Origin of the sequence: Euzebyella marina, assembly GCF_003687485.1 — a bacterium.
GTDB lineage: Bacteria > Bacteroidota > Bacteroidia > Flavobacteriales > Flavobacteriaceae > Euzebyella > Euzebyella marina.
Map to the genome: position 1 here is coordinate 4123819 of NZ_CP032050.1, position 22748 is coordinate 4146566.

Consider the following 22748-nt stretch of genomic DNA (forward strand, 5'->3'; position numbering starts at 1 on the left):
TTCAGGCCATCTATAACAACGGCATTTTTAAAACATTTTAAACTATGGGATCAACTTCAAAGATTCTTAATTCTTTTATTCGTCCAAGACTTGTTGCCAAAATTTCTTTTGATCTTCGGCAGAAGGTTGTTGAACGGGGCTTACCAATCTCATACCCACATAATTTGAATCAGTGAACCACCAAAAGCTTTTAGGTATCTGAGGATCTCTCTTCTGCTGTTTTAAGCTGGAAGCTGTTCTGGAGGCCGAACGTAATTTATCGGCATCATCATCCCAAGAGCCACCCCTGTACGAACGAGGGTGTATTACCGTTGGTGTTACCCAAGGGTTCGAATCTTTTGTAGTCGAATAGGCATCCTCTTTGTATTCATCAAGTGTCCATTCGGCCACATTACCATGCATATCATAAAGGCCCCAAGGGTTTGGTTTTTTACTTCCCGCCTTGGCATATTTGCTTTCAGAGTTTTTGTAATAAACAGCGTACTCGTCTATTTGAGAAATATCGTCACCAAAACTATATGCAGTGGTTGTTCCGGCCCTAGCGGCATACTCCCATTCGGCCTCGGTTGGCAAACGATAGAATTTACCGGTAATGGTACTTAACCATTTACAGAAAACCAAAGCGGAATACGCTGACATACTTACCGCCGGGAAGCCATCTTTACCCATGCCGTATGAAGGGTCTTCATAAGGTGGGCTAGGTCTTGTAATGGCATCTACCTTCATTACCCTATCATCATCAAGCTTAACAAAAAGCTCTTTATTTTGCTTGAAAAATAGTTCAAAAAGATCCCACGTCACTTCATATTTCCCCATATAAAACGGGTCAAGCTCTACATTCTTTTGAGGTCCTTCATCCGTTTTTCTGTTGGCTTCAGCCTCGGGGCTACCCATCATAAAGGTTCCACCGGGAATCGAAACCATATCAAAACTCACTTCGGTGGCAGGCACATTTTCAGTATATCCTTCGGTGCTAGAACTTACTGTACTTTTTACTGGTTGTTCGGTAGTTACTTGAGCTTCTGAGGCCCCACTTACTGCCTTTTTAGTTGAACAGGAATACAAGGCACCCGCCAACAACGTCAGGCAGAAAATATTTTTTTTCATTCGGAAAGTTTAAATTGTTCGGTTTTCGCTAAAATTAAAGGTTTTTTCCGAGCAGAAAAGTAAAAACAGGCCTTATTCTTTATGACTTGCCCGATGAGGGTTTCCTCAAACCAATTTATAGAAACTTGAAGTACTTTTATTACAGACCACTATGCTGAAAATGCCCTATATTTGAGCTTCATCATCAAAATGAGAAAATGAGAACCTTCGTACTATTAATTGTAGCAACCCTTTGCTCAGCCACTCTTTTCAGCCAAAAATCGAACACTAAAACTCTTGAGAAGTTCACCCAGCTAAAGGCTTATGACCGCATAGTGGTAACCTTGGTCAAAGGTTCGGAGAACAAATTGGTCATAACTGGGGATGATAAGGACGAAGTGGAAATCTCAAACAAGAATGGACTTCTTAAAATAAAAATGGAGTTTGATAACTTTATGGATGGTGATGAAGCCAAGGCTACCTTATACCATACCGAAGACCTAACCCTCATCGATGCCAACGAAAATGCCAAAATAAATTCAGAAGATGTCGTTACCGCTTCGGAAAGGGTAGAAATAAAAGTTCAAGAAGGAGGCAAAATCGATTTGAAAATCGAACTTCAAGATCTTTATACCAAATCTATTTCAGGAGGGGAAATAACTTTGACCGGTAGTTCAAAATTACAGGAAGTAATGGTCAATACCGGCGGTAAGATTTACAACAAGCAATTAAACACTCAACAGACCACCGTGGTGGTGAATGCCGGCGGAAGAGCAGACGTCAATGCCAGTGAGAAAGTTGACGCCAAGGTAAGGGCAGGTGGTTCCATCTATATTTATGGCAACCCGAAAGAAATAGACAAAGACAAGGTTTTCGGCGGTAAAATAGAGGTCGTCGACTAAGGCTTTATTGCTCTAAACTATTGGCTTCGAAAGCAACCAGTTCATTTGATTCGAATACTGAAAATATTTCTATGGGGTTGCAGCATACCTCACAATCTTCAACATATTGTTGCTCGGTCACCGAACTATCCAATAGCATTGAAATTTCTTCCCAACAATAAGGGCATTGAAAAAAATGCTCAAACATACATGAAGTTAAAGTGAAACGGGTTTTCCCGATTTTGAAGATTCATAAATAGCATTAATAACTGCCACTGCTTTTCTCGCCTCACGACCATCGACCATGGGCTGACCGTCATTTACTATTGCCGTCAACATATTTTCAAGAACAATCTTATGATTTTTATGACCTATAGCTGTTGGGTCGGCCGCACCGCTACCATCTCCTTTGCTTTGTATATTTGGCGCTGCTGTATCAGGTACATTCCATTGTACTATTTTACCCGCTTCCATCAGAACACTACCCTTTTCTCCATAAATTTCCAATCGTTCTGGGTAACCTGGAGTCAATGCCGTGCCTGCCGTGATATTACCAATAGAACCGTTATCGAAGTCAAGAATGGCACTACCAACATCTTCGCCTTCAATAGTATGAACACTGGTCTTTACCTTACCAAATACCGAAGAAGGCTCTCCCATCAAATTGATCAAGAGGTCAATGGTATGTATACCCTGGTTCATAAAGGCTGCACCACCATCATATTTTAAAGTTCCCCTCCAATCACTGCCGGAATAATAATCTTTTGAGCGATACCAATTGATGTGGGCATTACCCATAATGATTTTGCCCAACTTACCAGATTTGACAGCATCTTCTAGCAAGCTATAATCATCACTACATCGGTTTTGAAGAACACACCCCAACTTTACATTGTTACTCTCGCAAACCGCCATGACATCATCTATCTTAGAGGTGGTCACCTCTAATGGCTTTTCACTCAAGATATGTTTTTTGGCATTCGCTGCTGCGACTATAGCCTCACCATGTCTTCCGCTTTCATTGCAGATACAGACCAACTGAAAATCTTGTTCCAAAAATTGATTCATATCACTAAAAACGGGGACGCCGAACTGCGAGGTAGCGGTCTTCACCCTATCTTCTGATTTGGTGTAGATAGCGACTAATTTAGCATTATCCAGTTCATCGATGCATTTGATATAATTGTTGACGATGGAACCTGTTCCGACGATTCCGATACCTATTGTTGCAGTCATAGTAATCTCTTTAGAGTGAACTATGTTACAAAGAAATAATGGCTTAAACAACAGCTATTGCGCTAGCCAAAAGAAGAAATACAATATTTATATCTGAATGTTCAATAATTGCCCGGTCAATTGAAGCAATTGAAGCTCTGCCAACTTCGCATCATATTTAGCCAAATTTTTATTCGTCTGGGCATTCAGCAAGTTAATTTGGGCTTGACGAAACTCAATAGAGGTGATTCTACCCAATTGAAACTGCTCTTTAGAACGTTCAAAATTATTTTGATTGGTAATCACGTTCTGTTCTTGAATCTGATAAATATTCAATCTGTTTTCAAAAATAGCAAGGGCATTCTGAACGTCTCGTTCTACCTGTAATTTGATTTGCTCTTGCACCAATTCTTGGTTCTCGTAGGCAATTTTGGCGTTTTTCACCCTTACCGAAGTTCCTCCCCCATCAAAAATATTCCATGTGAGACTGGCTCCGAGACCGAAATTCCAAGTTTCATTGTTAGTACCCGGAAAGAAAGCCGATGGCGCGCTCTGGTTCAAGTTCCAACCATATGTACCGGTCAAGCCTACATTGGGCAAGTAACCCGATTTATTTACTTTGATATCATATTCATTAATGGTCAATGACCTTTCTGACTGAAGTATTGCCACATTGTTCAGTTCAGCCTGCGAAATGAGTTCTTCTAACTGAAGTTTCGGAATAAACTGCACCAAGGTATCGACCTCAAAAGCCGAGTTCAAATCCCTACTCAACACTACGTTCAAATCTCGTTTGGTATTCTCTAATTGTTGCAGCGTATTCAGGAGATTTATACTATCGTTGGTTACATCAACTTGAGCGTTCAATATATCAAGCTTCGTATTTTGACCATACTCAAATGAATACTCTGCACGGGTTATACGCTGTAAAGAGATTTCCAAGGCCTGCTCCAGTACATTTTTATTTTCGGTAAGTCTGGCCACCTCAAAATAAACACTAAAAAGTTGAAGTAGGGTATTCTCAATGGTTTCCCTTGCTTGCAGCTCTGTCAACTGGTATTGTTCTTTTAACTGCTTATAGGTATAATACCTACCCATTCCATCAAAAAGGGTATAATTTAAATTAAGTGCGGAGTTATAACGCTGGGCTTCTGCCTTTACCAACTCTTGGTCCGGTCTTGGAGACCCATCTTCTAGAAGTTGACCAGGGAATTCAATATTAGAATCATCCCTATTATAGTTAGCGCCGGCACTTGCCGATAAACTGGGCAAATACCCAGAATTCATGATTCCCTTATTGTTCTTAGCAATGTCGACCTGATTTCGGGCCACTTTGATATCAAAGTTGTTCAATAATGCCATTTTTATGGCCTCATCTTTTGACAGTACCTGTTCTTGAGCCGAAAGTCCTGTGCCGTATACAACACAGAGCAAAAGAACAAACATTTTAGTTAATCTCATTCGTAATTATTCTTGGCTTTCAAATTCCTCTAAATGAACCTCCTTACCGTTGGATCTTCCATTTAAGGAATGTACAGATACCCGGTTCATTTCCCTTTCCTCTTTTTGCTCTATGATTGCCCTTTCAACTTCTTCCTTACTTATATCCTTACCGGTAACAAGCCATTTTTTGCTCACTTTAAGACGATTGCTAAAAGAAAGAAACAATGGCAACATTAGAAGTGTAAGAATAGTGGCGAAGCCGATACCATAAGAAATAGATATCGCCATAGGCTTTAAGAATTGTGCCTGCCTACTTTTTTCCAACAATAGCGGAGCCAGACCGGCAATGGTCGTTACCGAGGTCAAAAATATGGCCCTGAATCGAGAACGTCCGGCATCGTAGATAGCATCTTCGAACTTCATGCCCTGCCGTAGGTTACCGTTGAACTTACTGATCAGCACCAGGCCATCATTGACCATAATACCTATCAAAGCGATTATACCCAACATAGAGAGCATATTGACAGGAAAACCATGTATCCAATGGCCCCAAGCTACCGCAGTCAAACTAAAAGGAACCATCAAAATAAGAAGCAAAGGCTGACTGAAACTCCTAAAGGTAAAAGCAATGGTTATGTATATCAGTAATAGAGCCGAAAGACCGACCACTCTCAACGAATTGGTCATTTTGGCCGCCTCTCTATTCTGCCCTTCATAAGACGCCCTTACCGTAGGATATTTTGATTGTATTTCAGGCATTACATTGATTCTAATATCTGACATGATATCTGCCGCCGTAGTGGTTTTTTCATCTTTTAAATCGGCGGAAACCTGTATTTCACGTTGGCCTTCTAAGTGGTTGATAGCCACATCGCCCCGCTCTATGGTATAATTAGCTATCTCATTCAAGGGAACCTTACTACCACTAGGCGTCGCGATTCTCATTTCATCTAAATCTGTAATGGACGAGCGGTTATTTCGGTCATACCTGACCCATACCCTAATCTCATCTTGCCCCCTTTGAAAGCGCTGCGCTTGTGTTCCAAAAAAACCAGCTCTTACCTGGTTCATGACAGCTTGCAAATCAAGCCCCAAGAGATAGGCATTCTCTTTGAGTTCTAAGCGTATTTCTTTAATACCAGCTGGATCATTATCGGCCACATCTTTTAATAAAGAGTTGTTTAATAGAACTGATTTCAACTCATTCTTGGCGGCCTTGAGCTCTTCTATATTGTTACCAAGCAACGAAACGGAAACCGGATTACCTCCAAAATTACCTCCGGAGCCATAGATAAGACTCTCTACCCCGATTACGGGCCCTACCAATTCTTGCAATCGGTTGGTGACCATGTCAGAACGTATCTCATCAGGCCTTTCTTCCCCTGGCAGCAGGTTGATCATCAAAGTTGCAGAAGACGAGCCAGGGCCTAGATTTCTGATGGTATTTTCAAAAAGTTGCTTGCCCGTACCTTTTAGGTATTTTTCGGTCAACTCTTCATTAACGATTGACGATTTTTCTTCAATCAGACTAATGATGGAGTCGGTAACTTTTTCGTGTGTACCATTGGGCATCAATAGCTCGACCGAAACCCTATCACTGGCTACCCTTGGAAAGAATGATGTACGAACAATTCCACCACCCATCGACCCGATGGTCAATATAAGTGCCACTGCAAAAAAAGCAAATGTCAAGACTTTGTTTTTCAGCCCAAAACGGAGTGCCGGACTGTAGGCTTTGTCACGCATCCAAATCATTAAACGGTCGCCCATTTCATTGATTCGCCTTAATTTGGCAAAAGCTTGCCCTATTTTAGTTTTGGGTTTTTTCTCCAACGGTGCCAAAGCTTTTGAGTGCGCTAAGTGAGCCGGCAAAATGATGAGCGCCTCTACCAACGAAACCACCAATGTCAGTATGACTATAACCGACACTTCACTAAAAAACTCTCCAATTCGACCGTCTAAAAAAAGAAATATTGAAAAAGCCAAAATGGTTGTAATGATGGCCGATACGATTGGCGGTATCACCTCCATTGTACCATCAATAGCGGCCTGAATCGGCGACTTTCCTTTTTCGTAATGCTGATATATATTTTCGGCAATCACAATACCGTCATCTACAAGAATACCAATTACGATTATCATTCCAAAGAGAGAAAGCACGTTAATGGTAACATCGAAATAACCAGCAAAAATGAACATTCCCAAGAAAGAAATGGGTAAACCAAATGCTACCCAAAATGCTAGCCTTGTATTTAGAAAAAGGGATAAGAAAATCAGCACTAAAATCATACCCACAATCGCGTTCTCGGTCAAAAGTTGGGTTCTTTGATTCAAGGTTTTTGACTGATCGCTCACCACATTCAATTGAATGTTATTGTGCCTTTGATTGAATTCTTCAATATATTCTTTCACCTTATCGGCTGAAGAAATCAAATCTTCGGTGTTGGTACTGGTAATGGAAGTATTTACCGAAAGCTGACCATTGAAATAAGATGCATTCGGTGATTCGGCAAATCGGTCGCGAACTATGGCTACATCTTTAAGGCGCACTGTTTGACCGGAAACATCGGCCTTTATAATCAGATTGGAAAGCTCTTTACCGTAATAAGAGCGGTTATTGGCCCTAATGAGGTACTCTTCAGCATCCGTTTTTATATTACCGCCCGTTACCAAAATATTCGCTCTTGAAACGGCCTGCGCGACATCGGTAAAAGTAAGGTTATAGGCCAGTAGACTATTTTCATTAACGGCTATCTCAATTTCTTCTTCGGGATAACCGGTCATTTCAATTTGTGAAATACCGTCAATGGTGCGAAGTTCATTCTCAACCTGCCGCCCAATTTGTTTTAAGGTTGCCAGAGGAACATGTTCCCCACTTATAGCAAAGCTTATTGTCTGCCTAATAGCCTCTAACTTAGATACCACTAGAGGCTCCATGCCCGAGGGAAAAGATGGTACCCGGTCAACTGCATTTTTAACCTCAAGCAACATAAAATCGATATCCCTACCTTTTTCGATTTCAACATTGATAAGGCCACTATTTTCACGAGAAGTAGAAGTTACCCTATCTACACCTTCCAGACCTTTAAGGTTATCTTCAATCTTAAGAACGATACCCTCTTCTACCTCTTGAGGGGATGCTCCAGGGTAGGTGATATTAATAGTAATGTTCTTTGAATCGGAAAGTGGAAAAAATGATGATTTAAGGCTCAACATGCCAAAAATACCAAAGATGAAAAACGCGATAATAAAAACGTCTACCGCAACATGGTATTTGATAAAGTAAGATATAATACTTTTCATTGGAGTGCGGTTTACTGGTTACCTTGCTCTTCGAAAACCTTTACAAGCATGCCTACATAGGCACCGACTACGGGCTTTGAAACTATGGTCGTTCCATCGGGGATCTCTTTGAGAACCACTTTCTTGTCAGAAAAATAGACCGGTTTGACGTCTATTTGATCTAAGATAGAATCTCTTACTACAAAAATTCGGTCGTTTTCAAGCAGCAGCCCCCTGTCAACTTCAATGGCATCGGTCTCTGACTTCGCATTCAAATTCGCTTCAAGGTACATACCTTCGCGAAGCGATTGGTCTTTTACATCTATATAAGCCTTAATTGTCTGTGAGGCTTGGTCTACACTTCCATTAATTCTCACTACCGTACCTTCGAAAGTCTTCGTATGGTCTAAATTGACCAATTCAACCTTTTCACCAACCTTTAAGAGGTCGCTATACGTTTTGCTTACAGAAACCTCTAGCTCATAAACCCCTGTATCTATAAACTCACCCAGTTTTTGGCCAGAGCGAATCAATGTTCCTTCGGTAACTAGAGCTTCTGTTAAAACCCCATTAAAAGGCGCGGCGATTCTATACTTTGCCAAACGTTGCTCTAAGTTTTTAATATTGTAATAATCGGTCAATATACCTCGGCCTGAAATAAAGAAGCGTTCTTTTTCCGTTGTCATTTCAGGTAGTGGTGGCGTACTCTTGTCAACATCGAAACCGCTCAAATACTCTTGCCATTTAGGGTATATCTCAGGATAATCAAGCCTGAGGTCGGGCATTATCGAGGTTATAAGATTATAAAGATTACTCTTTGAAGATTGAACACTGGCTGAAAACTCGGCCGCATCAATTCTTATAATGGTTTCTCCGGCATTATATCGCTGACCCGTCTTAAAAAGTTTGCTACCTCTACGAAACACGCCCTGAACCTCGGCATATAGTTCAACTCTTTGCCGCGCAATCAGATTACCGTTGGCGGGAACCTTAATAGGAACCGTACCATTTTTAACGGTGTCTACAAAAACAGTCTTTACAATTTTTTGAAGTTGGGGCTTGGGGGTAAACTTGCTTGCGATTATTGCTTTGGCAACAAACACAGAGGCAATTATCAACAGTAATCCTAAGATCGAAAGGACGACTTTACGAGTATCCATAAGTTTAAGCTAGTTGGTGGTATGACTGCAAAACTATCTAAATGTTTAAGCGGCATAAGTTAAATGTATCTTAAATGTAGTGCTTTTTGACACATACTAAAAAAAGGGGCACTTTCATTGTGTCCCTTTTAACCAAACTAACTAATAAATTATGGTAATCTACTCATCGTCAACGTCATCCTCGAATTTTGTATCCGCCATTCTTGTCTTGCTGAAGTTGGCGTCTTTAAAATCAAGTTTTAGTTCTTCCTTATCATAATCAAACACCAAATAGTCTTTAGAAGATTGCATGTATTCTAAGTTTTTAACAGATTCAAACTTGTTGTTCTGTATCTGAAAAACTTCAAGACTCGCTAATTGTCCGAACTCAGCAGGCACTTCACCCCCCAAGCTATTGTTCGCCAAAACCAGTTCTTTTAATTTAGAAAGATTACCCATTTCGGCCGGTATTGAACCTTCTAATGTATTTTCAAAAAGCCCTAAGCTTTCTAAAGAAGTTAAATCACCAAGTGCCTTTGGAATATTCCCCTTAAGACTGTTGCTGGAAAGGTTCAAAACCTTCAAATTTTTAATATTGCCGATACTTTCAGGAATGCTTCCGGTCAAAAAGTTATTAAAGGCGGTAAATTCCTCCAAACTTTTCATATCACCCAAAGCCAAAGGCAATTCCCCTTTTAGCCTGTTCATTTCCAATTTCAAAGTTCTCAACTTAGCCAAGTTCACCAATTCTTTTGGCAACTCACCTGTTAATGAGTTAAAGGCAAGATTAAGTGATGTAAGACTTTTAAGATTTCCGATACTAGCCGGAATGGTACCGCTCAAATTATTTCTAAACAGGTTGATTTCGGCCACATGGTTATTTATAACCTTTACACCATGCCATTTAGAGACATCGGATTCTAAATTCCATTTATTAGTCCACTCAGAACCATTGGTTGAGTTGTAAAAGGCGATTAAAGCCTGTTTTTCTGCTTCGGGAACTGCGGCTTTTAACGTGGCCGTCACGGAAACAAAAAGGGAAACTAAGAATAGTAGGTTCTTCATAATAAGCTTGTTTCTATGGTATCTATTTGGTTGATATTACTGAGAAATACCCTACAAACTAAGTTCAAAAGAGGACAAAAACCAAAATTTATCGGCCAACGGCACTATATTGTTGTGAAAGCTTAGATTTCTGTTGTGTAACAATTTACACCCCTAAAATTAGGCTTTATCAATCACCTATTTCTTCGAGTTCCAAGGTTATGTTTTCCCACTGCTGCATAAGTTTCTCTAGGTCTTTTTTCTTCTTTTGGTAGTTGTCGAAAAAGTTAGGCTTTGCTATAGTGGCATCATAATCCATTAACAGTTCATGATCAATCTCGGCAATTTTCTTTTCTAAAGAAGCAATTTGACTCTCGACATTACTGAGCTTATTTTTTAGAGATTTGAATTTCTTCTGGTCTTTGAAATCATTGTTTTGAACTTTTACAGAGGTCTTTTTATCGCTTTCCGTTCTTTTTTCAATCTTTCTGAAATCTTCTGCCTTTCGTTGTTCAAGATAGAAGTCAACGTCGCCTAAATACTCCTTTATATTTCTGTCTTTAAATTCATAGACCTTATTGGTAAGACCTTGCAAAAAATCACGGTCGTGAGATACGACCACTAAAGTGCCCCCGAAGTTTTGAAGTGCCTTTTTAAGTACATTTTTCGATTTTATATCAAGGTGATTGGTAGGCTCATCCATAACAAGCACATTGAATGGCTGAAGAAGCATTTTTGCGAGTGCAAGTCGATTACGTTCGCCACCAGAGAGCACTTTTACATATTTGTCAACATCGTCGCCCTGAAAAAGAAACGAACCCAGTACATCTCTCACCGTGCTTCGGTTCTTTTCATTTGCAGCATCGATCATCGTATCTAAAATGGTCTTGCTGCCATCTAAATACTCAGCTTGGTTTTGAGCGAAATATCCGATTTGAACATTATGGCCCAATTTCATTTTACCTTGATGTTCAATTTCACCCACCATAATCTTGGCCAAGGTAGATTTACCCTGTCCGTTCTGACCAACAAATGCTGTTTTGCTATCCCGCTCCAATAGAAGGTTGATATTTCTCAACACTTCTTTTTCACCATAACTTTTCGATAAATTCTCGATTTCGGCAATTACCTTACCAGGAGTTACAGATACCGGAAATCTTAGGTTCATTACGGCATTATCATCTTGATCGACCTCAATACGCTCCATTTTATCCAACTTCTTGATTAGCGATTGCGCCATAGAGGCCTTACTGCTCTTGGCACGAAATTTTTCTATCAATCGTTCGGCCTGCTGTATTTCACGCTCTTGGTTCTTCTGGGCATTAAGCTGTTGCTCTTTGATTTCTGACCTAAGCTCTAGAAACTTTGAGTACGGTTTATTATAATCATAAATGCGGCCCAATGATATTTCAATGGTTCTATTGGTAACATTATCCAAAAACATTTTATCGTGCGAAACGATAACTACAGCCCCTGAATAGTTGTTCAAAAATTGCTCTAACCAAATTATCGATTCAATATCTAAATGGTTGGTCGGCTCATCGAGCAGCAATACGTCGTTCGTTTGAAGCAATAGTTTGGCCAGCTCAATACGCATACGCCACCCTCCTGAAAAGGTTTCAGTGTATCGGTTAAAATCTTCACGCTTGAAACCCAAACCTAGAAGAATCTTTTCAGTATCGCCTTGGTAATTATAACCACCCAGAATCTCGTATCTATGGGTAAGGTCGCTCAAGTCGATAATCAGCTGATTATAACTCTCACTTTCATAATCGGTACGTTCGGCCAGTTGGTGGTTGACATGGTCTAACTGAAGCTCCATGGTCTTTATTTCCTCAAAAGCCTGATAGGCCTCATCTAAGACCGTTCTTCCTTCTTCAAAATCAATATCCTGCCTAAGAAAACCTATTTTGACATTTTTTTCGGTGGCGATGGTACCCGAATCAGGACTATAATCTTTCGCCAACAATTTCAACAAGGTAGACTTTCCGGCCCCGTTCTTTCCTATGAGCCCCACTCGGTCACCTCCATTAAGCCTGAATGAAATTTCTTCAAACAGGTATTCCCCACCAAACGAAACAGATAGATTATGAATATTTAGCATGCAATTGTCTTTCGAAATATTTATTTATCGGCCAAGCCATTTACCTCAGCAAAAACTTAAAAAAGGTTAAGATTGTAATATTTGTTACCAACCAAATAAGCAGTATTGCGTATTTTTACTGAAAGTTTTGCAAATGTTAAAAAAAGGAAACAAACTATACAGCATTTTAACAGGAAGTTGCCCTAGATGCAATGAGGAGAGCATGTATGTAGACCCTAACCCGTATAGCTTTGGACGCCTTTTCAAAATGCACGAACGCTGCTCTCATTGTGGGCTTAAATATAAAATGGAACCCTCTTTTTTCTATGGAGCCATGTATGTTAGTTATGCCGTAGGTGTAGCTTTTGCTGTAGGCGCATTTGTTATTTCGTTTTTGATAGTGGGTGCTTCTCTAATCAATTCCTTTATTGCTATTGTCGCAACACTAGTAGTCTTTCTACCCGTTATCATACGCATCTCAAGAAACATTTGGATCAATCTGTTTGTGAAGTACGATTCAAAATCGACCCAACAGGCAACCTCTTAAGAAAATTTCTTCTCATAACGGTCGACGTTCATTTCATCGTCAATTGGCTCATCGTTCTCAATAAATTTTAAGAGGTGAGAAGATGCAAATGGGGCAATTAGCACTCCTCTTGAACCAAACCCGTTCAAGATAAATAGTCTTTTGTGCTTAGGATGTCTGCCAACGAGAGGACGACGGTCGGCCACCGTTGGACGAACCCCTGCTATTTGACCGACTATCTCATAATCACAGGTGACCAAATCTTCAAATCGTTCCAAAATCCAACGTTTGGCCACTTCAGTAGGCAAATTGGTTTTATCTTTCCATTCATAATTGGCTCCCACTTGATAGACATCTTCCCCTAGAGGAATAATAAAAAGAGATGATTTTATTGCCCGCGTTTCTTTCAACTCAGGCGCCTTGACCAATAAATACTCTCCTTTACTTCCATTAATAGGCAGATAATTAAAATAGGGGTTACTCTTAACTCCAAAACCTTCGCAAAAAACCACCCTTTTGGCCTTAATTGATTGATAAGAGATGTAATCCTGTTCCATTGCAAGTTGATTATGCTCAAAACGGTTTTGAATCAATAAGTTTTGCTTAATTAGGCTCTTTCTATAATATTCAATCAGTGTCGAGGTATCAATACGACCGGTATGCAGCACTTCACCAAAGCCTAATGATGCATTTAGATATTGGTTGGAATTTTTTTGTAATTGCGGAGAAAGGAAATGGTTTAAACTATCTCGGTCGGAAGCCCCAAACCATTGATTTTGCTCTTCAATCGAATGAAATCTACGGAAAACCTGCAGAGGGTAATTCAATTGAACATTTAATCTCGATTCTAAATCGGAGTAAAACGATTTGGTCAAGTGAAGCTGTTCATCTGCCTTCCAAGCCAAGGTAAAACGTTTTAAGATCACCGGATTGTACAACCCTCCAGCAACCTGCGAAGATGTTTGCGAATCGTCACTCACAACCTTAAAGGAAAGACCGTTTTGTTTCAACCTCTCACAAAAAGAAATTCCGGCCAAACCCAGCCCAACTACCAAATAATCTACCATTTGCCAAAGGTAGTCATTGGGCTTTTTAAAATAGTAGTCGTTCACAAAATGGTATAAAAAAAGCCGCGACTTAAAGTCGCGGCTTTCAAATTCTTGAATTGGAAAATTTTAAGGACTTAGTAAGCCCACATATCTTGCTCACGGTCTCTGATAACCTCTTGAATTCTGTTGGCTTCCAACAATTGAAATAGAGCGTTATCAGGTATGTATGCATTAACCTCTCGGTCGCCTTGAACATTATCCTCTCTATAAATGACACCATTGAACCTTCTTGCATTCAACAGCATATCGAAAGATATCGGCTGAGCAGAGTTTCTTTGGTTAAATACTTTGGCATCATGAAGAATCTGTCTGGCATCAGGGTACCACACCCAGAACAACTCAACTTTAGCATCTCCTGGATCCATTGAATCGTCATCGATGAAGTTTACGTCGGGAGCCACAGGAGCAATGCCTAGAAGTCGGTATTTCAGTTCGCCTTGACGCTTATCGAAGTACCACATACCCTTGATACGGTATTCTTCAATGTCTGCAGCAGTAATATCTCTTCTCATGATAAACTCAGGAGAAACCTGCTCACCAGCATTTAATTGCTCGTAACCGTAATCTGTTGTATCGACTTTCTGTAAGGTGGCGGTAAGGTCACTAAACTTACGCTTATCGGTAAAATAAGAATCAGCGTAAACATCTTTTAGCTTACCGTTCTTAATATTTTTTAATAACACATCGTATAGAGACCTACGGTCGTTACCTATATCGATGGTATCGGTTGGATAGTATAAAGCAAAGTTTACCCTTTCATCAAGGTCGATTACTTCCCATACGGTTTTAGACCATAAAATATCCCTATCGTCTACGTAGCCGTATTCTAGTGGAGCGTCATTATCCAAAGCTTTTTGCGCTTCGGTCTTACGGCCGATATCCTCAGGCTTTTTGGCATTCAATATGTTCGCCTGGGCCATGAGTGAAACAGGCAACAAGGTTACCGCTCCGATTAGTAAAACATTCTTCCAATTCATGTTTGTAAATTTTAAAGTTACCGGGCAGTCAAAAGACTACCCGGTTTTTAACTTAACTATTAGTTTGTAATCTCCACAACTACAGGAGATACTTTTTTCAACTTATAACTCTTATTGTTGGTAATGTAAGCTTGGATATCGAATATCTGAACAACATCACCTCTTTTAGCTCTCTTAAGGGCTGTTTTGGCCATACCGTTCAATTTGTTACCGTTAACGCTTACAGTAGGCTGACCAGGAACCTTGAACTTGAAGCCGCTAACAGCTAGGTTCAAATCAAAGTCAAAGTCTTCTAACATTGCGCCAATAGTAGCGATTTCCATATTGTTTCTTGGCATTTTAACCGAACCATCTTGCTTACTAACAGTACCTGCAGGTCTTGGAATATCTTTAATTCTGAACTCAGACTTAGAAGAAACCGTTTGACCATCAGGCAACTTACCGCTAGCAGTAATAGTTACCGTTCTACCAGTTCCAGGATTCATTACATATTTGCTACCTCCAGCTGATTTAAGACCAGGAGCAGAAGCTGTAACCTTGTTGTTAGGAATACCAGGAATAGAGATTGACATTGGGTTGGCAACACCTCTATAAACAACGTTCATTTTATCAGCAGCTATCAAAGCAGCGTTAGGCTTGCTAATAGTAGCGAAAGAGTTGCTCACAGGAACCTCGATTTCCTCACCATCTTGAGAAAAGAAAAGCTTTCCTTTAACTTCATGGTCACCAGGAGCACCGGCACCCACCAACATTTTAACTCCACCTTCTTCTAAACGGTAATCAGTACCTTCAGAAAGCTTACGACCATCTAAGGTCAACTCGGCCCTAACAGGCTTAGAACTGTTGTCAGTTTTGCTGATGATAATCTTACCATCATACTTTTCTCCGCTGTAATAAGCAGATTTAGATCCAAAAAGAGAGGTTTCAAAGTTTTTCAAAGATACTTGATCGCTCAATTCACCTTCTAGCATCGCCTTCAAAGCAGACTCTTCGGTAGCCTTTATATCGGCTTGTAGCGCAGTCAATTTGGCCAAAGAAGCCACTTGAGGGAAACCTTCGTAGTGATATTTGATCCAATCTTGTTTAGAACCATCGCGAGTAGTTACTTCGTTTGTTTCAAATCTTGCTTCAACAGAAGACTTGATACCTTGTGGTACGATAGCAGCAACCTGCGTACGGTAATCTTGAATTCTCTTCATGAATTCTTCTCCACCTTCTGAAAGGCCATCTCCTTGGAAGAATTTCTGATCCAAATAATCTGATTTATCCATTACGGTATAGTCTTTTGGATCTTCAACTTCGGCCATCATCTCAGTCTTAAGACCTTCCAAATAATCATAATAGTCTTTGGACATGGTTTTAATTTGCTGAGCTTTTGCGTACAAATCTTTGTACTTAGCGGCATTCTCTTCCGCTTTTACTCCTAAATTCGCCAAGTAGGCTTCGTTACTTTCGATTGTTTTGGCGTTGGAAGCTTCTAGCTTTTCGTTCATAATACCGAAAGCCGAAAGTACCTCCTTACTCATGTTTAACGCCAACATTGCGATGAAAACCAAGTACATTAGGTTAATCATCTTCTGACGTGGTGATTGTTTTCCTCCTGCCATGTTTTCTAATTAGATTTTGATTAATTTAAATGATTTGGGGTAATTACTAATATCTAATTAGTTTCTGTTCATTGCAGTCAACATACCACCATAAACTCCGTTCAATGAAGAAAGGTTGGTTGCTAATGACTCCATTTGATCTTTAAGGGCAGAAGCATTCTGAACAACTTCTTCGTTTACTGAAGCTTGCTTGCTTGCACTTTCTAATTGTACTTTATAAAGGCTGTTCAAAGATTCCATCTGAGCGGCAGCTTGTACCATTTCTTCAGAATACTTTCTTGTAGACTCCATTGCATCAACTGTAGGAGCGATACCTTTAGCAGCGCCTTCGAAATTACGAATGCTAGAACCAAGGCTTTCCATCAAGTTGGCATCTACACCAGCTTCTTTTAATAAGTTATCCAATTTAGCTGACAATGAAGCCTCAGCTTCTTTGATTTCAGCAGCCTCATTGCTTTTTCTAGCTTTAGTTTCACCACCTGCCAATTCAGGGTAAACTAAAGACCAATCGTACTCGTCATCTACCGGCTCGAATGCACTAATGGCAAAAATAAGTGCTTCAGTAATAAGACCGATGGCAAGTAGGACACCACCATTTAAGGGACCTAGCTCCCAGTGTAGAATTTTAAATAACGCACCAATAATTACTACCGATGCACCAAGGCCGTAGGCCATGTTAAACAGCTTCTTTGTTGATTTTGACTGTGCCATAATTTAAGATTTAATTTGAAATTTAATGTTAAAAATAAAGATTTGGTTTATTGTTTGGACTTTGTTAATAGTTCAATTATCTAATTGAATTTCAGAACGGTGTATTTGAAAATTTATTTACGTCTAATATTACTTTTCGGGTTTTGACCCCGTAATAATTTATTGGGTTGAATCTTCTTCGCCCATATAATCTTGAACAGTTCTAAAGCCGATGTAACTTCTTGCCGAATCTGCGTATTCATAATCTCGAGTACTCACTTGAAGGAAATAAGCAACATCTTTCCAAGAACCACCACGTATAACCTTTCTTTCGTTGGCGCCATCACCTCCGTTAGGGTTCATGGTAGAAACAAACTCGTATGAGTTAGGATCGTAGCTAGAGTTCGTCCATTCAGAAACGTTACCAGCCATGTTGTACAGGTTAAAGTCATTAGGCTCGTAAGACTTCGCCTCAACAGTATATAAAGCGGCATCTGCAGCATAGTCACCCCTTTGAGGTTTAAAGTTGGCCATAAAGCAACCAGTATCACTGATTACGTAAGGGCCACCCCAAGGATAAGTTCCTCCTTCAATACCTCCGCGAGCTGCATATTCCCATTCAGCTTCGGTAGGAAGTCTAAACTGGTTAACGAACTGCTTGCCCCTACTCTTTTGATCATCATTCTTAAACTTGGTTCTCCAGTTACAGAAAGCCCTAGCCTGAGCCCAAGAAACACCTACTACCGGATAATCGCTATAAGCATCATGCCAGAAGTAATCATTGTGCATTGGTTCGTTGTAAGAATATTCAAAATCGCGGATCCAAACGGTCGTATCAGGATAAATTTCTAACTCTTCTTGACGGATGAAGTCTTTTCTACTACCAGTTCTTGATCGAGCGGCAGCTTCGATATCCATCCAGCTATATTTGTACTTCAATTTAGTGACATCAATAGTTCGCTGACCATTATAAGACTCTTCCTCAGGAATATACAAAGAATCCATCACCTCGGTATAGTACTCATCAGGATAATCGGAAATATCCCAAACTAACTGCTCGTCCTTGTTCAGGCCTCTACCTTCAAAACCTGTTTCGCCCATACCGGCATAGTTATCCAACATATATTTATCATACGCCGAAAGCTTGGTCGTATCCGCATCTTTAAACGCGTAATCACCAATACCGCCATCTTCAGGGCCTAGACCAAGTTCATCGGCCAAAATAGCCAATCTTGTTCTTGTAATGGAATCTTTCACCCATTCAACAAATTGGCGATATTCACTATTCGTAATTTCGGTATCATCCATATAGAACGATCGAACCGTTACGGTCTTTGTAGGAGCGTTTAAGAGCTTGGCCTGGTCTTCTTCGGTTTTACCCATGATAAATGAACCCCTAGGGATAAGCTCCATGCCGTATGGCTTTTCAGGATACCACTTTTTACCTTGGGCCCCTACTAGCTCTCCTTTTGTTCTTGAGCCGCAACTGCTAAGCAAAAAAACAAACGCTATAGATGATAACAATAGCTTTTTCATACTTTAGGTTAAATTTCGATTCTGGTTATTAACTGCAAATACTGTGCTTTAATTCTACACTCTAAAACTGTGATTTATTTAAATTATTGTATTGGCAGTACATATACTTAAATTTTTTTTGGGTTCTGCAATAAATAAGAAGATTGTCGGCAAAGCCCTTATACAGAAGCCTTTTAAACTATCACCTTTTTAATTGAACCCTTTTTTGTAAGCCTTCAACCATCTTTCTGGAATGATTTGGTCGCAGGCTTGCAAATAGTCAGTTTTTGTGCATGGTAATAACGCTACGGCATCTGATTTAGTGTGCGGTGCCAAAATAGATGGCACTTCTACCCACCACCTTTCAGTTAATTGACTTTGATGAAAAACCAATTGCTCACTATCGCAGGGTACATTGTACTTGGTAAAATTTTCAGCTTCCTCAAGAGGCGATTCGGTAATTCGGTAATTGAAACCTTCTATAAAGTACCAGATAATCTGGGCCATTAATTGATGAGACTGTACGGTGTTCTCCATTTCGTACATTCCGAAAATGGAAACCTTGTCACCAAAACCAGCGTAACGGGCGATAGCGCAAATCTCTCGGCCCGTAAAACCATTGGGAGAAAAATTATCCGATAGCCCGATTTCACTTGCCCTTACTGCCCGTGCATCAATACTGATCATATGGGCATTTCTAAGAACGGGTTCTGCCAAGGTAATATCGGCACCGAGCTCACCGAGCCTGTAGGCATCAAAAAAAAGTCGATCCATAAGATCCATTTCTTCTTGAGCATTAAAATAGCTTTGATATCCTATGTTCGAAAAGTTGTATAGATTGTTGGGTTTATCGGTTATAATCTTGCTCATGTAAGAATGGGAAGATATAAGCTCATCATCCATTCCAAAATCAAAACGACTATCGACCGCCACCAAGTTTACCAAGTTTTTGATTCCATCGAAAGATCGGTACGCCGGATAGGTCAAATCTTGTGTTGCCCCAATGACTATAGGCAAGATATCAGCCTCTAATAGCTTAGTTAACGTGTTTCTCACCACAAAATAAGTATCTTCGACCGTTGCCCCTTCTTCAATGTCTCCTATATCGGCGAGGGTACTGTTCCAATTACCTAACAGAAGTTTATACAGCTGAATGCGCAAACCTGACACATCAAGTTTCTCCGTTTTCTTTTCAAAGGCATTTCTGGATTCTTTTACCCCTAGAATAACCATACTTACCTTATCTAGGGAAGGAAGCCCGTCACGATGTGAGTGAATCTTAATATGCTTACCGATTGCCTGCCTAGGAAGCAATTCGCAATGGGCCAGCACCTTGTCATCAACAGGCACCAAAAAGTCTAATTCCATTACAATAAATAATTAGTGGAAGATTGAGGTTTATTTCATCAAACTTCAAAGATACTTATCGACTTTAAAGTAACCTCGTCTTGACTTCATAAATTAGAGCTCTTTCAAAACCATTATAGCCTATCTAACAACGAAAGGGCCATGAAAAATATCATGACCCTGTCGTTAAAACAATAGCAAGCCCTACGACCAGCTTATTTCTTCTTTGCCCTGGTTTTCTTTTTAGGTACCTTCGCCTCAATTAGAGCTTTTGCTTCATCTAAAGACATTTTGGCCGCATCAACGGTTTTGGCCAGTTCTACTTTCGTTCTTCCTTTAATAATATTATGCCTGCCCCATCGCGCCTTTTCAATTCGTATACCTTCTTCCTCCCAATTTTGAACGACCTTTTCTTTTTCTTTCTGCTTTTTGTTTTCGATCAGTTCAATAATATCAGCTTCAGAAAGGTTATCGAAATCATATTTTTTGTTCACATTGATGAACATGCCATCCCACTTAATGAAAGGGCCGAATCTACCGGTACCCTTCGTAACCTCTTTATCTTCGTATTCATAAATAGGAGCATCGGCCTTTTGTTTTGCCTTGATGAGCTCTACCGCCCTTTCAAAATCGACATCAAAGGCGCTTTCTCCCTTATCCAAGGAAACAAACTTTTTTCCGAATCGAACGTACGGTCCGAATCTACCAACATTCGCCTCAACCTCTTCCCCTTCATATACTCCTAGTTTTCTAGGAAGTTTAAATAACTCCATCGCCTCTTCATAAGTGATGGTATTTAACGACTGATCAGGCAACAGACTGGCAAACTGTGGTTTCTCTTCATCATCGACCGTACCTATCTGCACCATAGGGCCAAAACGACCCAACCTCACCGAAACCTGACGACCCGATTTGGGGTCTTCACCCAAAACGCGTTCACCACTGGCCCGGTCGGCATTTTCTTGAACGTCAAGCACCGTTGGGTGAAAATCTTTGTAAAAAGCTTGCATTACTTTCTGCCAGTCTTCTTCTCCTTCGGCGATTTCATCAAAATCTTCTTCGACTTTGGCCGTAAAATTATAATCAAGAATATTAGCGAAATGACTTACCAAAAAGTCATTGACTATCATACCTATATCGGTCGGAACCAATTTTCCTTTATCGGAACCTACCATTTCAGAAAGTTGTTTCTCCTTTACCGCGCCCGACTCCAAGAGAAGTTGAGCATATTTTCGTTCCGTACCATCTATAGTTCCTTTTTCTACGTAACCTCTGTTTTGAATGGTAGAAATGGTCGGGGCGTAGGTAGATGGTCTACCAATACCCAACTCTTCTAGTTTCTTTACCAAGGAGGCCTCTGTGAAACGATATGGCGGACGTGTAAAACGCTCTGTTGCCGTTATATAATTATTGGTCAATGCCTCGCCCTCTTTCATGGCCGGCAGCATTCCTTCTTGCTCCTCTACATCTTCTTCATCGACACTTTCCAAATAAACCTTTAAAAAACCATCGAACTTAATGACCTCACCATTAGCACTGAACTGTTCGGAATGCGTGTTGGCAACAACCTTAACATTGGTACGTTCCAACTCGGCATCGCTCATTTGAGAGGCAATGGTACGTTTCCAAATCAACTCGTACAATTTCATTTGATCACGCTCCAAAGAAGGAGATTGATTGGTTATATCAGTAGGTCGAATAGCTTCGTGCGCTTCTTGCGCTCCCTTGGTCTTACCCTTAAAATTTCTGACCTCACTGTACTTTTCACCATAGTTCTGAACAATGGCTTCTTTAGCAGCGTTGATGGCCTCACTTGAAAGGTTAACACTATCGGTTCTCATATAAGTAATAAGCCCTGCCTCGTATAAACGCTGCGCTACCTGCATAGTTCTAGAAACAGAAAAGTATAGCTTTCTAGATGCCTCTTGCTGCAATGTAGAAGTGGTAAAGGGTGCGGACGGTGATTTTTTGGCCGGTTTCTTATCTAAACTACCCACCGAAAAGTCAGCACCGATATTTTGTTTCAGAAAAGCTTCGGCTTCTTCTTTTGAAGCAAAGGTTTTATTGAGCTTGGCAGCGAAAACATTTGCTTCTGAAGTCTTGAATTCTGCTGCAATTCTAAAAGAGGCTTCCGGGGTAAATGCTTCAATATCCCTTTCCCTTTCGACAATCAATCGAACGGCTACCGATTGTACACGCCCAGCCGAAAGGCCAGGTTTTATTTTCTTCCATAGTACAGGAGAAAGCTCATAACCTACCAGACGATCCAATACGCGTCTGGCCTGTTGTGCATTTACGAGATTATAATTGATAGACCTTGGGTTTTCGATAGCCTTTTGAATGGCACTCTTGGTAATCGAGTTGAATACTATTCTCTTGGTCTTATTCTTATCGAGTTTTAAAGTTTCGGCCAAGTGCCATGATATGGCTTCTCCTTCGCGGTCTTCATCACTTGCAAGCCATATGGTCTCTGCTTTCTTTGCTAAATCACGTAATTTTTTGACAAGTGCCTTTTTATCGCTGTCAACGATATATTTGGGTTCGAAATCATTATCGACATCTACGCCGAGTTCTTTTGAAGGTAAATCTGCAATGTGCCCAAAACTTGACTCGACCTTATAATCACTTCCGAGAAATTTCTCGATGGTCTTTGCCTTCGCGGGCGACTCTACTATAACTAAATTCTTGGCCATTAATGGTTTTTTGATGCAACAAAAGTAATTGAAAATTTTAATTCGCCCCCACAGAACGGATTTCATAAAAGAAAAACGCCCCGATAAAACGGGGCGTTAGACAGAATTATT

The 22748-nt window shown here is 40.3% G+C and carries 17 protein-coding genes; 2 read left to right on the top strand and 15 right to left on the bottom strand.

What is annotated here, in order from left to right:
• Positions 1 to 75: 75 nt before the first annotated feature.
• A complete protein-coding gene (locus D1013_RS17785) occupies positions 76 to 1107 on the bottom strand; it encodes a formylglycine-generating enzyme family protein (RefSeq protein ID WP_121850105.1) in 1032 nt (343 codons plus the stop codon).
• Between the two features lie 197 nt (positions 1108 to 1304).
• On the opposite strand from D1013_RS17785, the gene D1013_RS17790 reads away from it, so the two are divergent.
• Positions 1305 to 1988: a head GIN domain-containing protein gene (locus tag D1013_RS17790; protein ID WP_121850106.1), complete on the top strand. Its 684-nt coding sequence runs from the start codon at positions 1305 to 1307 to the stop codon at positions 1986 to 1988.
• Between the two features lie 4 nt (positions 1989 to 1992).
• On the opposite strand, the gene D1013_RS17795 is transcribed toward D1013_RS17790, so the two are convergent.
• From D1013_RS17795 to D1013_RS17825, 7 genes are all read right to left on the bottom strand, one after another.
• Positions 1993 to 2175 (bottom strand): CPXCG motif-containing cysteine-rich protein, encoded by a 183-nt coding sequence (locus D1013_RS17795; protein WP_121850107.1) that lies wholly within the window; start codon positions 2173 to 2175, stop codon positions 1993 to 1995.
• A gap of 8 nt (positions 2176 to 2183) precedes the next feature.
• Entirely contained in the window at positions 2184 to 3203 is a 1020-nt protein-coding gene (locus D1013_RS17800) for a Gfo/Idh/MocA family protein (RefSeq protein ID WP_121850108.1), read from the bottom strand.
• An 87-nt stretch (positions 3204 to 3290) separates the two neighbouring features.
• Positions 3291 to 4643: a TolC family protein gene (locus D1013_RS17805; RefSeq protein ID WP_121850109.1), complete on the bottom strand. Its 1353-nt coding sequence runs from the start codon at positions 4641 to 4643 to the stop codon at positions 3291 to 3293.
• A 6-nt stretch (positions 4644 to 4649) separates the two neighbouring features.
• Positions 4650 to 7928 carry an efflux RND transporter permease subunit gene (locus D1013_RS17810; RefSeq protein WP_121850110.1) on the bottom strand — a complete coding sequence of 1093 codons (3279 nt, stop codon included), beginning with the start codon at positions 7926 to 7928 and terminating at the stop codon, positions 4650 to 4652.
• Between the two features lie 11 nt (positions 7929 to 7939).
• Positions 7940 to 9067, bottom strand: a complete 1128-nt coding sequence (locus D1013_RS17815) for an efflux RND transporter periplasmic adaptor subunit (RefSeq protein ID WP_121850111.1) — start codon at positions 9065 to 9067, stop codon at positions 7940 to 7942.
• Between the two features lie 159 nt (positions 9068 to 9226).
• Positions 9227 to 10111, bottom strand: a complete 885-nt coding sequence (locus D1013_RS17820) for a hypothetical protein (protein ID WP_121850112.1) — start codon at positions 10109 to 10111, stop codon at positions 9227 to 9229.
• A gap of 169 nt (positions 10112 to 10280) precedes the next feature.
• On the bottom strand, positions 10281 to 12194 hold the full coding sequence (locus tag D1013_RS17825) for an ABC-F family ATP-binding cassette domain-containing protein (RefSeq protein ID WP_121850113.1): 1914 nt from the start codon (positions 12192 to 12194) through the stop codon (positions 10281 to 10283).
• 133 nt (positions 12195 to 12327) lie between these two features.
• Between D1013_RS17825 and D1013_RS17830 the strand changes: the two genes are divergently transcribed.
• Positions 12328 to 12720 (top strand): DUF983 domain-containing protein, encoded by a 393-nt coding sequence (locus D1013_RS17830; protein WP_121850114.1) that lies wholly within the window; start codon positions 12328 to 12330, stop codon positions 12718 to 12720.
• Here the strand turns inward: D1013_RS17830 and D1013_RS17835 are convergent.
• The 7 genes from D1013_RS17835 to topA all read right to left on the bottom strand — a co-directional run bounded on the left by D1013_RS17835 (position 12717) and on the right by topA (position 22637).
• The gene (locus tag D1013_RS17835) at positions 12717 to 13811 is read right to left on the bottom strand and encodes an NAD(P)/FAD-dependent oxidoreductase (protein WP_317125482.1); all 1095 of its coding nucleotides are present in this window, start codon (positions 13809 to 13811) and stop codon (positions 12717 to 12719) included. The two genes, D1013_RS17830 and D1013_RS17835, sit on opposite strands and share 4 nt — an antisense overlap.
• Before the next feature lie 71 nt (positions 13812 to 13882).
• Positions 13883 to 14785 carry a type IX secretion system ring subunit PorN/GldN gene (porN, locus tag D1013_RS17840; RefSeq protein ID WP_121850115.1) on the bottom strand — a complete coding sequence of 301 codons (903 nt, stop codon included), beginning with the start codon at positions 14783 to 14785 and terminating at the stop codon, positions 13883 to 13885.
• 59 nt (positions 14786 to 14844) lie between these two features.
• A complete protein-coding gene (gene porM / locus D1013_RS17845) occupies positions 14845 to 16392 on the bottom strand; it encodes a type IX secretion system motor protein PorM/GldM (RefSeq protein ID WP_121850116.1) in 1548 nt (515 codons plus the stop codon).
• A gap of 57 nt (positions 16393 to 16449) precedes the next feature.
• Positions 16450 to 17103, bottom strand: coding sequence for a type IX secretion system motor protein PorL/GldL (porL, locus tag D1013_RS17850; protein ID WP_121850117.1), 654 nt, complete (start codon positions 17101 to 17103; stop codon positions 16450 to 16452).
• A gap of 159 nt (positions 17104 to 17262) precedes the next feature.
• Positions 17263 to 18618, bottom strand: coding sequence for a T9SS ring complex lipoprotein PorK/GldK (gene porK / locus D1013_RS17855; protein ID WP_121850118.1), 1356 nt, complete (start codon positions 18616 to 18618; stop codon positions 17263 to 17265).
• Positions 18619 to 18807: 189 nt separating this feature from the next.
• Entirely contained in the window at positions 18808 to 19965 is a 1158-nt protein-coding gene (locus D1013_RS17860; protein ID WP_121850119.1) for a formimidoylglutamase, read from the bottom strand.
• A 194-nt stretch (positions 19966 to 20159) separates the two neighbouring features.
• On the bottom strand, positions 20160 to 22637 hold the full coding sequence (gene topA, locus D1013_RS17865; protein WP_121850120.1) for a type I DNA topoisomerase: 2478 nt from the start codon (positions 22635 to 22637) through the stop codon (positions 20160 to 20162).
• Between the last annotated feature and the right edge of the window lie 111 nt (positions 22638 to 22748).

Coding starts and splice junctions, on each gene's coding strand:
- D1013_RS17790 (WP_121850106.1), top strand. CDS start 1,305: ATGAGAACCTTCGTACTATTAATTGTAGCAACCCTTTGCTCAGCCACT.
- porK (WP_121850118.1), bottom strand. CDS start 18,618: ATGAAAAAGCTATTGTTATCATCTATAGCGTTTGTTTTTTTGCTTAGC.
- D1013_RS17825 (WP_121850113.1), bottom strand. CDS start 12,194: ATGCTAAATATTCATAATCTATCTGTTTCGTTTGGTGGGGAATACCTG.
- D1013_RS17810 (WP_121850110.1), bottom strand. CDS start 7,928: ATGAAAAGTATTATATCTTACTTTATCAAATACCATGTTGCGGTAGAC.
- D1013_RS17795 (WP_121850107.1), bottom strand. CDS start 2,175: ATGTTTGAGCATTTTTTTCAATGCCCTTATTGTTGGGAAGAAATTTCA.
- porL (WP_121850117.1), bottom strand. CDS start 17,103: ATGGCACAGTCAAAATCAACAAAGAAGCTGTTTAACATGGCCTACGGC.
- D1013_RS17860 (WP_121850119.1), bottom strand. CDS start 19,965: ATGGAATTAGACTTTTTGGTGCCTGTTGATGACAAGGTGCTGGCCCAT.
- topA (WP_121850120.1), bottom strand. CDS start 22,637: ATGGCCAAGAATTTAGTTATAGTAGAGTCGCCCGCGAAGGCAAAGACC.
- D1013_RS17820 (WP_121850112.1), bottom strand. CDS start 10,111: ATGAAGAACCTACTATTCTTAGTTTCCCTTTTTGTTTCCGTGACGGCC.
- D1013_RS17800 (WP_121850108.1), bottom strand. CDS start 3,203: ATGACTGCAACAATAGGTATCGGAATCGTCGGAACAGGTTCCATCGTC.
- D1013_RS17830 (WP_121850114.1), top strand. CDS start 12,328: ATGTTAAAAAAAGGAAACAAACTATACAGCATTTTAACAGGAAGTTGC.
- D1013_RS17785 (WP_121850105.1), bottom strand. CDS start 1,107: ATGAAAAAAAATATTTTCTGCCTGACGTTGTTGGCGGGTGCCTTGTAT.
- porM (WP_121850116.1), bottom strand. CDS start 16,392: ATGGCAGGAGGAAAACAATCACCACGTCAGAAGATGATTAACCTAATG.
- D1013_RS17805 (WP_121850109.1), bottom strand. CDS start 4,643: ATGAGATTAACTAAAATGTTTGTTCTTTTGCTCTGTGTTGTATACGGC.
- porN (WP_121850115.1), bottom strand. CDS start 14,785: ATGAATTGGAAGAATGTTTTACTAATCGGAGCGGTAACCTTGTTGCCT.
- D1013_RS17815 (WP_121850111.1), bottom strand. CDS start 9,067: ATGGATACTCGTAAAGTCGTCCTTTCGATCTTAGGATTACTGTTGATA.